This is a genomic window from Pseudomonas sp. p50(2008) (genome assembly GCF_015351605.1).
Taxonomy (GTDB): domain Bacteria; phylum Pseudomonadota; class Gammaproteobacteria; order Pseudomonadales; family Pseudomonadaceae; genus Aquipseudomonas.
On record NZ_JACMYF010000008.1, the window covers coordinates 249,588 to 262,339 of the forward strand.

Consider the following 12,752-nt stretch of genomic DNA (forward strand, 5'->3'; position numbering starts at 1 on the left):
TCACGCCTCCTCTACACGGCCAACACTGTGGATGGCTGTGCGAATACGGGTGTAGGTGGCGCAGCGACAAAGATTGCCTGCCATTGCAGCATCAATCGCCTGATCGTCTGGCGCGGGCTGGCTCTGCAGCAGAGCAGTGGCCGCCATGATCTGCCCTGACTGACAGTAACCGCATTGCACCACCTCATGCGCCAGCCAAGCCTGTTGAACGGCTTGACCGACAGCAGTCTCACCGATGGCTTCAATGGTGGTGATTGAGCGGCCCGTCAAAGCAGCAACAGGGGTCACGCACGAACGTATCGGCTGACCATCAAGATGCACGGTGCAAACGCCACACTGAGCAATACCACAGCCGTATTTTGTCCCGGTGAGGCCAAGCACATCGCGTAAGACCCAAAGCAGAGGCATATCCTGCGGCACGTCGACTTGGTGCGACTGTCCATTGATGATTAGCGTTTGCATCTTCATTCCTCAGACTAGTATTTTTAATGCTGACAACCTTAGTTATCGCTTTAATCATGTGGGTGCGGTATGGGAAGCAGGCCAAAACAGCCTCATACGTTCACGAATTAATCCGCCTTAAACGGGCAACCAACCACCCGGCCAGCGGAAAGGAGACAAGCTGGGTGATTGGTACCAATACCAGCACCTCCACCAATACCATTACTGGGAAACTCAAATCACGGGTCAGCGGGGCTAATATACTCAGCACCAACAAAAGCGTTGGGTAAAGCCCCAAGCAGCCAACCAGTACACGCCAGAACGCGGCGTTTATTTGATGCGAGCGCTTACTGCGTGCGTGCATAATCCCCCCACAGGCATTACTTGTACTTAGTGGCCTGGATCTTTTTAAATAAAAAAGCCCTACCAGCAAGGAGCTTGAGCTGGCAGAGCAAAAAACACTGTCATTCCAACAACAGGCAATCAGTCTTCACTTACCCGAACCACTAGCTTGCCAAAATTACGCCCCTCTAGCAGGCCGATAAAGGCCTTAGGCGCCTCCTCTAGACCACTCACCAATTCTTCACGATACTTAATCCGGCCCTGCGCAAACCAGCTTGACATATCGTTAAAGAATTCGTCGTAGCGGTGCGCGTAATCATCAAAAATAATGAAGCCTTGGACTTTAATACGCTTACGCAGAATAGCCCCCATCAAGGCAGGCGAGCGATCTGGCCCGTCGGGTAAAGCGGTATCGTTGTAGTGCGCAATAATTCCGCAGACCGGCACTCGGGCCTTGGCATTGAGCAGCGGCAGCACAGCATCGAAGACTTTTCCACCGACATTCTCGAAGTAAATGTCGATACCCGACGGGCAGGCCTTGGCCAGTTGCTCGGCGAAGTCCGGCGCTCGATGATCGAGGCAGGCGTCGAAACCTAGCACCTCGACAGCATGCCGGCACTTTTCCGCCCCTCCGGCCACACCGACCACGTGACAGCCCTTGATCTTGCCGATTTGCCCGACAGTCGCACCGACCGGCCCGGTAGCAGCCGCCACCACCAGCGTTTCACCCGCCTGCGGCCGACCAATATCCAGTAAGCCCATGTATGCGGTGAAGCCTGGCATTCCAAATATGCCCAATGCATAAGACGGCTGCGCTGGCGAATCGCCCAAAGGGGTCAGGTCGCTGCCATCAGACAGCGCATAGTCCTGCCAACCACTAAAAGACAGCACCCAGTCATTCACTTTATAGGCATGATGCTTTGAGGCAACCACACGACATACAGTGCCCCCCACCATTACTCCGCCCACTTCGACAGGAGGGGCATAGGACGGCGCATCACTCATGCGACCACGCATGTAAGGGTCTAGCGATAGATAGATAGTACGCAGAAGTACCTGCCCCTCTGCGGGTTCAGGAATTGGACCTTGTTCAATAAGAAAATTCGCTTCGACAGGCGCACCATGTGGACGCGATGCCAGAACAACGCTTCGATTGATTTGCTTTGATTGAGACATCTTCACACTCCTTGGATGGCGGGGAAAAACAACCGCATCAACGGAAAAATTAGACCAGTCTGCTATTTTTCACATAAAAAAGCCACCCTACCGAGGCGGGAGGGTGGGCGATCTCGTAATCACGCCTCCTCAGGGACCAGCATCATCAGAGTAGTAGCCATGGCATTTTCTAGCGACCGACTGTTACGGTGCAGCTTGCTCAGCAGGCTTGCACCAAGCCAAAGCTGGTATAGCGCCAAGGCCGTTCGGTAAGCATCACCTTGCGGCAAAGAACCGTCTAGTTGACCCTGCTCAAGACAGCCAGAAATACGTTCAATTATCTGATCTGTTCCGTCACGGAGAGTGAGGCGCATAACCTCCGAAAGATCTGCAACCTCAGCGCTCAGTTTAACTACAAGACACTTTTGCTCATCGCAGGGCTTACAATAGCTTTCAAGCCATTTCTGCCAATATTCCATAAGCCGCTCACGGGCTGTATTGCCGGTAGCGGCAAATCGTTCATCCATGTTCGCCAGATAATTGCGAAAGTAATCCTCGAGCAAGCACTGCCCGTACTGCTCCTTGGATTTGAAGTAATGATAGAACGAACCTTTTGGCACACTTGCGGCTTGCAGAATCTCGTTAAGCCCAACACCCGTGAACCCCTTAACCACCATCATTCGGTGACCCGTATCGAGCAAATGTTGGCGCGTATCATCGTAACGTGGTTTCATCAGTGCAAGCTACCATAAAATAGACCAGTCGTCTATGTGAGATTTTTGCTTCAGAGATTGTAGCAATTGTTGATGGCCGCCGCAGGTCTAAACACCAACCCACGCTCGGCATCCTAATAGCGCCGCAGTACACGCAAAGAACCAATCCTAAGCCTCCCAAAGCTCCTTGGATTTCTGTGGGCGCACTCCTCTCTCGCTAGAAGACAAGCATCGAGATGCAGATCTCAAAGGACTCGGAGCGGACCGTAAGTGCTATCGGAGCATTCAGCCCACCAGAATAGTAGACTGGTCGCATATTGACAGATACAATTTCTTGCCTACTCGTTGCGAGTCCGCAAATTACCTATCGATAGCCTCAGACAATGCACATTTCCCTTACCGAGATCACTCAGAAGGCGTAAAAATGATGATAAAACTTCACCACCTCAATGACTCCAGGTCGTTTCGTATTCTGTGGCTGCTGGAAGAAATAGGCCAACCATATGAAATTATTCGGTATCAGCGTGATAAAAAAACACATCTAGCCCCCGAGACACTGAGGGGCATTCACCCCCTAGGCAAATCTCCAGTTATCGAGCTTGATGGAAAAATAATTGCGGAGTCAGGCGCGATCGCAGAAATCCTGATAAAAAAATTTGCACCTCATTTAGCACCAACAGAAAGCTCTGCAGAATACCTTGACTACTTACAATGGATCCATTTCTCAGAAAGCTCGGCAATGCTTCCGTTCTTACTGAAAATATTTAATGAGTTTGAAACACAATCTGGAACCGAACTAAAATTCCTTAACAACTACGCCGAAGCTGAATTCAATAAAGTTTTTTCCTATCTAAACAACCACTTGAATAACAAAAAGTTTTTAATCGAGGAGAGACTCACAGGAGCAGACTTCATGCTGGGATTTGTGGTGAAAGGCGCGCTCAACCTGCTCAAATCCAAGAGCGAATTTCCACATATTGAAACCTACATTAAAAACCTTGAAAACCAGAAAAGTTACAAGCTAGCGCTGGATATAGACGCGAAGTGAGTTTAGCTTTTTAACAAATAGCTGTGGCAGACTCTCAAACTGCCATGGCTCTCACCATCATGAAGCTAAGACCACCAAAGCTGACATCCTTCAAGTGACGGAACACTGGAGTGATGATCAACCTGCTTAAAAGCTTGTCAGTAACCAGGCTTAAAAATTTACTCAGCTAACGATGAATACGGCTGTTACGTCAGAGCCAGACCGGGCGTCGCTTCGCAGCTACACAATAGCAAGCACAGGCTTACATGTTGGAGCTTATTGAAAAATGACCCAAGAAAGATTTATGTTTTTGTGTCCCAGTGGCAGTGGATAAGCTTGGCAGTAGTATCCCGATTGAAGTCGCATCGACACCCACTGCAGGTAGGCATGCGATTCAGAGCGACGTATATAACGAGCCTACAGAAGCGAGCGGTAAAGTAATTTTGAATAAGTTCTAACACCCTTTCCAATGATCAATAGCCAGTTCAGTTTTGTGAAAACACGCTTCCCTAGCCTGGCAAAGGACACGGCACATCTGGCGACGCGATTTGCAATGTCGAATCTGTGGATGGCATTCCGACATTTAGCGAGCGATACAGGAGAGGTGTGCCTGTAATATAGGGAATAGCCACCGCGAGGTTCTCACGGCGGCTAATAAAGATAGGAATGAGTGAGTGATCTGAGCGTTTTGGATCAAATCGGCACTTTCAAAATTGAAGGCAGCCGAATTTTACAAAAAAATATGACTACCTCAGACCACCCCTAGCCGGGCCTTCCAAACATCGCAGAGCCTTGTTTTATTCTCGAGCTCCCTATTAAAAAAGCAACAGATAACACTTTAAGCATCGAGCACTGCAAATACTTCTCCAGCAGACTGAATCGCCGCTAGTGCAGCAGGAACTCCGGCAGCTATACCTATTTGGATAATTGTGTCAATAATTTCCTGACGCGAAACACCGGCACGCAAGGCTGAGCCAATTCGCAGTTTCAGAATGGGAGCAGCAGTTGCTCCTAGCGCAACACATCCAGCTACCATAATGAGTTCTCTGGTACGCAGATCTAACGAACTCTGCCCATAGACATCGGCAAATTCCCACTCCATAACAAATCGGCCTATAGCAGGAGCAAGGTCCTTTAGCCCGTCCAAGAATTCACTAGAACGCAGCCCAGTGATCTCCTCAAACGCCGCCTGGCCAGCAAGGAAACGCTGATCGTTGACTGATACAGTTTCGGGGGCTTTAGCCATTACAGAAATCCTCCTAATTGATTTGAAATGCGCTTCAGTTTGTCCGCAACGTGAATAATTACCGGATGGTAATTATAGGGCAAAAAATCAACCGATCAATAGTTATTTACCAATCAGTAATTAGCGAGCGTGGTGCGACATTTCACTGCAAAGCGTCCCACCTTGTTTACCAAGCGATTGTCTATCGTTATGCTGAAAGCATGATCAGATCACCACAATCGAAACGCAAATGTGCCCCCGCCGAGACGATCGACGACTCCTCGAGGCCAACGCCAAACAAACGCAAACGCATGCCCCCCCAAGAGCGTGAGAGGGAGATTATTGAAGAGGCGGTACGCTTTTTCGCCGAGGTCGGATTCGAAGGTACCCTACGCGAGTTAGCCGAACGCCTTGGAATCACACACCAGAACCTGTTTCGTTATTTCGCAACGAAAGAGGCGTTGATAGATAGAGTGTACCAAGAGGTCTACCTTAGCCGCTGGCAACCTGAATGGGAGGCAATGCTAAAGCAGCCTGGAAAGACCTTGGAAGCGCGATTAATCGACTTTTACAAGGCATATTTGCCTGCGATCTTTCGATATGACTGGGTTAGGATTTTTATTTTTGCAGGACTCAAGGGCGTCGGCATCAGTCAACGTTATCTTTCCCTAATCCAGACCAAAGTGATCGAACCAGTGGCGATGGAATTACGTGAGCTTTCCTGCGAAAAGCCACCCGGTGAGACCTTATCGTCGGCTGAGCTTGAAGTTGCATGGGGATTACACGGTGAATTATTTTATCTTGCCCAACGTCGCTGGGTATATGACATGACAGTTCCGGAAGATCTGGATCGTTTTATCGAAATATCTATCATTCGCTTCCTGCATGGAGCACCTGCTGCCATGCAGGCATTGACGCGCGACGGAGCTAACTAAAAGTTGCGACGCCAGCTCACACGATTAAATCGTCCCGCTCACGCGCACCGCCAATCACTCCGACGGCTCCTATAACAGTACCGTCGCGAAGCAACTGTATTCGCCAAGAATATATCGCAACTGCCCCCCCCTCCCCGTTCGAACTATTTATAGCGAAGAGTGGTCCGCCTGACTGAATATATCGAGCCAGATCTAAAGGGCTAATACCGAACTCACCAATCCGGATATGCGCGATTAAATCCTCTCCAGCGTCCTCCACCGCAATCCTCATCGGCTGATTGATTCGCTCAGTCTTAAATTGCGCCGCCGCAATAGACTAAAGGGCATTATTCAGACTCAACATCAATGAAGTCCTTTGAGTATCGATACCATTAAATATCATACACTCTGGCGAGAGTGCTAATAAGCACGGTACTCAAGCGTGGCGGACATTAGAACTGGGATGTCCCGATCCGTAGGGCATCATAAATGCCGCCAACACTGCACCTATTAATGTAACCACAGCGATCGCTGCCAAGGTATCGGCATGCGCCAAAATCTGAGATTGAAGCCGCACATTACTAGCTAGTAGATGCAATGCCTGTTCCGTCGCCTGATCACTGCCGCTGGACCGCATACTGACTGCCGAGATAAGGGCATCCAGCCTCGCTGAAACAGCGGCCGAGGATGTGCTCACATGATCCATAAGTACATTAGATCGGGTTTGCTCACGTACTCGATCCAAAGTGCTAACCCAAGCCAAACCCGCCGTACCGCAGATACTGCGCATAACATTGAATGCCATAGCAGCATGCAATCCCTCGCGCGGCAAAAGATCACCAACATACAAATACAGCAGTGGCAACAAGATCAGGGGCAGCCCTAAGCCCTGCAATATCTGCCCAATGCGCAACTCATCGCCCTCCCATGAGCCGTCGATGTTCAAGCTGTCATGCAGAGCACCCGTGGCGACCAATACGCCCCCCAATACAAGTAAACGACGGGGACCTCCCAACCATTTCCTATCCAAGCACACTACCGCGCCCGCAAAACTAATCAATTGCGGCCAGCCTGCATCCCACAGCACCGCTCCCAATTCGCGCGGATGATAGCTGTGTATCTGTATAAGGAATTGGGGAATCACATAGCTGCAACCTGTCACAGCGACACTGAAAGGCAAAATTCCCAAAATGCCCAGTACTATATTGCGTCTCGACAGCAGTTCTACATTAAGCAGGCGATCATGCCTCACTCTGACCACGTGATATATAAATCCGCATATGGCAACCGTACCGGCGAATAGCAACACTCTAATTGGGGTTGCCTGTAACCAATCAAGCCGATTACCCTGATCGAAAGCACAGGCGAGCATGCCAAGCCCGCCAACGAACAGGAGCATTCCAAACCGATCCATATGAAGCAAAGGCCGCAAACGCAGTCTTTCGCGCGGCAGACCATAGAAACCCGCGATCAATGCGAATATGCCAGGCAGAAGGTTTGCGAGAAACAGTGCGCGCCATCCCCAGTGGTCGAGCAGCCAGCCTGTGATTGCAGCGGCCAACTGCGGGGCCAGAGTCGAGGCGGAGGTATATAGTGCCAAAGCAAGAGCACGATGCCTAGCCGGTAGAGTTCGCAATAGCGCAACTATCGCCATCGGTAATAGGACCCCGCCGGCCATACCCTGTGCAAAGCGAACGATGACCTGAGCAGCATAAGGAGGGCTGAACGCCATTAATACCGAGGTAGCCATAAAGAGCAACGTTGCCCCTAACAACACCCGTCGAAGTGATAACGCAGTTGCCAACCAGCAGCCAATCACCACGCCGACTACATCTCCAGCGGCATAAGCTGAAGAAAGCAAAGTACCTTCGTCAACCCCCAGGCCTAAACCACCCCGTACATCGGCAAATCCCAGCACAACGTATCGGGCACCGAGCACGGTCATCCAGGCTGCAGCAATAGCGGCCACGCAGGCCGAAAAACGCCGACGATCCCATCGAATCAAAGATCCGGGAAAAAGTCGCGACTTCAGCCGACTATTCACTTCTGATACGGCAGGGCCTAAAGAGTCACTCACACCCGCCCTCGCAGCCAGCCGGTTAACCAATCAATAAAATTTCCTGAACTCAGTCCGGTTGATGTGTGAATGGTCGTAGTAACAGACATACCCGGGAGCAGAGAGGACTGCGAATCCTGACTCGGGTCAAGTGTGATCTTCACCGGAAAACGCTGAACTACCTTAGTGAAATTACCTGTCGCATTGTCGGCTGGAAGCAAAGCAAACTGCGCCCCGCTGGCAGGCTGAAGACTGTCAACCTTACCGTCGAATGCTTGACCAGGCAGACTGTCAACCAAAATAGTAACGCGCTGTCCTGGGCGTATATGCGTTATCTCGCTTTCCCTAAAATTTGCGACCACCCAAACATGTGGCAGCGGAACTACATCGGCGATCAGCGTTCCGGTGCGCACATACATACCAGGACGCACATGACGCTCGCCAATGACGCCATCAACCGGAGACGTGATACGTGTCCAGCCAAGATCTATATTGCGCAGATTCAGACTCGACTGTGCAGCCTGAAGATTGGCTCTCGCCTTGTTTATACTCGCATTGCTCATTTTCTCCCGCTGTTGCGCCGCCATCCACTCGGCGCGCCTCTGGGCAAGATTAGCGCTCAAACGCTTAACGTCTGCATCAATACCATCAACCTGCTGGCGAGACACCGATCCACTTGGCAGTAAAGCATGATAGCGACTGTGATCAGCAACTGCGCGATCCAACTCAGCGTGTAAAGCCCGTAAGGATGCCGCAGCCGCTTCTACTTGAATCTGTTGATATTGCTTTTGGCTGAGAGATTCGACCAGCGCGGCAGCGGCTAAATCAGACTTAGCCTGAGCTTCGGCGACCTTTTCTCGATAATCAGCATCCTGCACTAATGCCAACAAATCGCCAGAACGCACTCTCTGATTGTCGCGGATCGGCACATCCACGAGATATCCTTCAACGTGTGATACTAGCGGGGTCAGATCGGCCCGGACGTAGGCATCATCAGTAGTCACACTATCCCTGTACGGAATCGGGTACCAGACTGCCACCGCAGAAGCGAACAGCACGGACGATGCCATAGCGAAGCGCCTTGACATTCGCACTCTGGTTGTAACAAGCGGCCAACCCACTATTAACGCCCATCTACTTTTTATTCTGCGACGAGATCTGCACGTCGCATCCCCACTTTTTGCCGCAGATTGTCGGAGCATCTACAACCACCATTAATTACCATTTGGTAATTATAGGTCTTGAGATCGGCAAGTCAACCCGAGTTCAGTTACCGCAAGCACCAGCTGTTACCGATCGAAATCACATCCGAAAATATTTCAGATCTATATCACCTACGTGAACGCCCCACGGTATCGACTGCTGTCGGGGATTTGGCGTGCTCACTTTTGGCTCAGCACGCTCATCACTGGAGAGGATCTGCGTATGTATAACCCGTGCCCAAGCTGTAACTCTGGACGCGTCGTCACGAAAAATATCGGTAAACAAACGGGTGGATTAATTGGTGCGGCAGGCGGTGTGGCCAGCGGTGCCGCCGGCGCCCTTTCAGGCGCAGAAGCCGGCGCGGTGCTGGGAGTAGTCGGCGGGCCGGTGGGAATCGCTATCGGCAGCATCGCCGGGGCGATTTTGGGTGGTCTGTTCGGTGGGGTCGCAGGTGGCATTGCCGGGGCCACGCTGGGCGAGCAGATCGATGAAAAAATCCTTCACAACTATCAGTGCCTGGCGTGCGGTTACAGCTTCAGCGTCAACCGTTAAGTCGTTGTGAACAGGCGTCGTTGGTTAATGAAACGACGCGCTTTTCCCTTCATTCGCAAGGAATCATTCCCATGGCTCATCTCGTTGAACAAATGGCTTACGTTGGTGCCACGCCCTGGCATGGTCTGGGCAGTCGCCTCTCCCCCAAACAACCGCTCGAAGTCTGGCAGCGTGAAGCGGGTATGGACTGGCAGATTCAGGAAAGCCCGGTCCATTTTAAGTCTGACGCCATCGGGCACCTGGGCTCAATTCATACCTTCCCTGAGCAGAAGGTGCTGTATCGCTCCGACACCAAGGCCCCTCTGTCGGTGGTTTCTCAGCGCTACCAGGTCGTGCAGCCGCGTGAGGTCTTGGAGTTTTATCGCGATCTCACCGAAGTCTCGGGCTACGAGCTGGAAACCGCTGGAGTGCTCAAAGGCGGTCGCAAGTTCTGGGCGCTGGCCCGTACTGGGCAAGGCACGACGCTCCGTGGTAACGACCAGGTGAATGGCTACCTACTGCTGGCCACCTCCTGTGATGGCACTCTGGCCACCACAGCGACCCCGACCACCGTGCGCGTGGTCTGCAACAACACCCTGACCATCGCTCTGGATGGCACCACCCGCGCGATCAAGGTACCGCACAACACCCGCTTCGATCCGCAGGCGGTGAAAAAGCAGTTAGGCATCGCCGTTTCACAGTGGGACACCTTCATGCATCGAATGCGCACTCTGTCTGAACGCAAGGTGCAGTGGCATGAAGCGATGGGCTTTTTCATGAGCGTTGTGTGTGACGTCCCCCCCAATAGCAAACTGCCCGAAGTCCTGCCGAACGAGCGCGCATTGCGCAAGGTTCAAAGCCTATACGAAGGCGGAGGTCGCGGCGCCACGCTGGAATCGGCCCAAGGAACTGCGTGGGGCTTGCTCAATGCGGTGACCGAGTACGTTGATCACGAGCGACGTGCCCGAAGTACTGAATACCGCATGGACTCGGCTTGGTTTGGCCAAGGGGCTCTCATCAAACAACGCGCCCTGCAAGCCGCATTGCAACTCGCCGCCTAGCTCCACTCACTTAATCAACTATTAAAGCGCCTGGTCAGCTTCTGCTGGCTGGGCGTTTTTTATGCCGCACAGGAAAACATCATGCACACACAAACTCTGCAACACCCCAGTAACAAACCCCGTCCCGCCTTACGCCTGGTGGGGACCAAACAACTGCCGCGTGAGGACTGGTTGGCAGTTCGCAAACAAGGTATCGGCAGTTCGGATGCCGCAGCAGCCGTCGGACTTAACCCATATAAATCCCAGTTGGAGCTGTGGCTGGAGAAAACTGGGCGTGACACCTCACTGCCCAAACTCGATCCACAGGATGAAGACAGCCCAGCTTACTGGGGCAACATTTTGGAGCCTATCGTGGCGACGCATTACAGCCGGCGCAGCGGTCATCGGGTCCGCCGCATCAATGCGGTGCTGCAGCATCCTGATCCAAAACTGGCCTGGATGCTGGCCAACATCGACCGAGAGGTGATCGGCGCGCCAGAGGTGCAGATCCTCGAATGTAAAACGGCCGGTATCAACGGGGCTCGCCTCTGGAAAGAAGGTGTACCGGAGTATGTGCAGTTGCAGGTCATGCATCAGCTCGCCGTCACCGGCAAGCAGGCGGCGGATGTGGCGGTACTGCTCGGTGGCCAGCACCTGGAGGTCCATCGCATCGAACGGGACGAATCGATGATTGCTCGGCTGATCGACCTGGAGCGGTTGTTCTGGGATTACGTGGTCAGTGACACCCCACCACAGGCCGATGGCACGGCCTCAGCAGACGCGGCATTGCGCTGCCTCTACCCCGAGGATAACGGGCAGACCCTGGACTTCAGCCAACAAACGGAGTTGGCCAGCACCTACCTAGAGCTCAAGGCTGTTCGCCAGCGCATTGCTCAGCAAGAGACGCGTGAGGCGCAGCTCAAGCAGGTCCTGCAGCAGGCCATGGGTGAAGCCACCCGTGCAGAGTTTGCGGAAGGCTACATCAGCTGGAAGAAGTCCAAAGACAGCCTTGGTCTGGATGTCGAACAGATGCTCAAGGACAAACCCTACCTGCAGGCCCGCTACCCCAAGATCAAAACAGGCAGTCGCCGCTTCCTGATCGGCTGAATCATCCCACTCACCCACGCCACCCGGACCGTTTAGGTCCCGGTGGCTTTTTTATTTCCGGATTAAGGAGAACCGCCATGCTCAAAGGTTTAGCCATTACCCCTCCGGTACTCGGGCGCATTTCCATCGGCAAGGTCGTCGAGAAAAACGGCAAGCGTCTACCGGAAAAGGACGATCAATTCACCCTTACCTCCCAAGTACAGAGCCGCGACGGCTGGCTGCTGCATCCACTCAATGAGGAGCTGCGCAATGGCCAGGACGGCAAGCTACGCAGTATTCCGATCCGGCTGCTGTTCAACGAGCCTGACCTGAACTTTCGGGCGGACTACAGCCTATTTGACCGTAACAGCGGCCGGCCGCTGTGTGTAGGCAACGGCGAGACTTGCAAGCGTTTGACCAAGGACGGCATCCAGTCGTTGCCCTGTCCTTCACCGGATGGCTGTTCACTGGCTCAAGGCAATGCCTGCAAGCCTTACGGCCGGCTGAACGTGGTAATTGGCGATGACGATCCGCTGGGCAGTTTCGTCTTCCGTACCACTGGGTTCAACAGCATACGTACCCTGGCGGCACGCCTGCAGTACTTCAGCGCAATCTCCGGCAATCGCCTGGCCTGTCTGCCGCTGGAGCTGCGTCTGCGGGGTAAGTCCACTCGGCAGAGCCACGGCACACCGATCTTCTACGTCGATATCACGGTGCGCAGCGGCCTGAGCTTAGAAGACGCCTTACTGGAAGCCCAGCAGCTGGAGGAAACCCGACAAGCCGCGGGTTTTGACCAGAGCGCCTTGGATCACGCGGCCCGGCAGGGCTTTAACAATGGGGCCTTTGAAGACAGTGAGGAGGACACCGGGGCCATCGTCGAGGAGTTCTTCCCCAGCATTGAAGATCAGCCCAGCCCTTTAGAGCCAAAAGCCCAACCGGCAGCGCCTGCCAAACCCTCACTCGCCCAAAAATTGGAGTCGCAAGCCACGCGACACAACGGCAAGCCCACCGTCCAGTAA

The 12,752-nt window shown here is 52.9% G+C and carries 12 protein-coding genes and 1 pseudogene; 7 read left to right on the forward strand and 6 right to left on the reverse strand.

The window, feature by feature from the left end; all coding sequences use genetic code 11:
* The 3 genes from H7698_RS22775 to H7698_RS22790 form a co-directional block, all read right to left on the reverse strand.
* Window positions 1-462: a (2Fe-2S)-binding protein gene (locus H7698_RS22775; protein WP_010562382.1), complete on the reverse strand. Its 462-nt coding sequence runs from the start codon at window positions 460-462 to the stop codon at window positions 1-3.
* A 462-nt stretch (window positions 463-924) separates the two neighbouring features.
* On the reverse strand, window positions 925-1,959 hold the full coding sequence (locus H7698_RS22785; RefSeq protein WP_010562380.1) for an NADP-dependent oxidoreductase: 1,035 nt from the start codon (window positions 1,957-1,959) through the stop codon (window positions 925-927).
* A gap of 119 nt (window positions 1,960-2,078) precedes the next feature.
* Window positions 2,079-2,672, reverse strand: a complete 594-nt coding sequence (locus tag H7698_RS22790; RefSeq protein WP_038443639.1) for a TetR/AcrR family transcriptional regulator — start codon at window positions 2,670-2,672, stop codon at window positions 2,079-2,081.
* A gap of 403 nt (window positions 2,673-3,075) precedes the next feature.
* On the opposite strand from H7698_RS22790, the gene H7698_RS22795 reads away from it, so the two are divergent.
* Both H7698_RS22795 and H7698_RS31385 read left to right on the forward strand, forming a co-directional pair.
* Window positions 3,076-3,699: a glutathione S-transferase family protein gene (locus H7698_RS22795; protein WP_169878815.1), complete on the forward strand. Its 624-nt coding sequence runs from the start codon at window positions 3,076-3,078 to the stop codon at window positions 3,697-3,699.
* A gap of 439 nt (window positions 3,700-4,138) precedes the next feature.
* Window positions 4,139-4,294: pseudogene (locus tag H7698_RS31385) on the forward strand (IS5/IS1182 family transposase); the annotation flags it as partial.
* A gap of 222 nt (window positions 4,295-4,516) precedes the next feature.
* Here H7698_RS31385 and H7698_RS22800 read toward each other — a convergent pair.
* Window positions 4,517-4,924: a carboxymuconolactone decarboxylase family protein gene (locus H7698_RS22800; RefSeq protein WP_010562376.1), complete on the reverse strand. Its 408-nt coding sequence runs from the start codon at window positions 4,922-4,924 to the stop codon at window positions 4,517-4,519.
* A 50-nt stretch (window positions 4,925-4,974) separates the two neighbouring features.
* On the opposite strand from H7698_RS22800, the gene H7698_RS22805 reads away from it, so the two are divergent.
* Window positions 4,975-5,838, forward strand: coding sequence for a TetR/AcrR family transcriptional regulator (locus tag H7698_RS22805; RefSeq protein ID WP_233098363.1), 864 nt, complete (start codon window positions 4,975-4,977; stop codon window positions 5,836-5,838).
* 415 nt (window positions 5,839-6,253) lie between these two features.
* On the opposite strand, the gene H7698_RS22810 is transcribed toward H7698_RS22805, so the two are convergent.
* A complete protein-coding gene (locus H7698_RS22810; protein WP_144243178.1) occupies window positions 6,254-7,894 on the reverse strand; it encodes an MFS transporter in 1,641 nt (546 codons plus the stop codon).
* A complete protein-coding gene (locus H7698_RS22815) occupies window positions 7,891-8,943 on the reverse strand; it encodes an HlyD family secretion protein (protein WP_051903157.1) in 1,053 nt (350 codons plus the stop codon). The genes H7698_RS22810 and H7698_RS22815 overlap by 4 nt, the downstream gene beginning before the upstream one ends.
* 355 nt (window positions 8,944-9,298) lie before the next feature.
* On the opposite strand from H7698_RS22815, the gene H7698_RS22820 reads away from it, so the two are divergent.
* From H7698_RS22820 to H7698_RS22835, 4 genes are all read left to right on the forward strand, one after another.
* Window positions 9,299-9,628, forward strand: a complete 330-nt coding sequence (locus H7698_RS22820) for a hypothetical protein (RefSeq protein ID WP_038443644.1) — start codon at window positions 9,299-9,301, stop codon at window positions 9,626-9,628.
* 71 nt (window positions 9,629-9,699) lie between these two features.
* Window positions 9,700-10,668, forward strand: a complete 969-nt coding sequence (locus H7698_RS22825; protein ID WP_032902033.1) for a DUF932 domain-containing protein — start codon at window positions 9,700-9,702, stop codon at window positions 10,666-10,668.
* A gap of 81 nt (window positions 10,669-10,749) precedes the next feature.
* Window positions 10,750-11,754: a YqaJ viral recombinase family nuclease gene (locus tag H7698_RS22830; RefSeq protein WP_032902034.1), complete on the forward strand. Its 1,005-nt coding sequence runs from the start codon at window positions 10,750-10,752 to the stop codon at window positions 11,752-11,754.
* Between the two features lie 77 nt (window positions 11,755-11,831).
* Window positions 11,832-12,752, forward strand: a complete 921-nt coding sequence (locus tag H7698_RS22835; protein WP_038443645.1) for a recombination directionality factor — start codon at window positions 11,832-11,834, stop codon at window positions 12,750-12,752.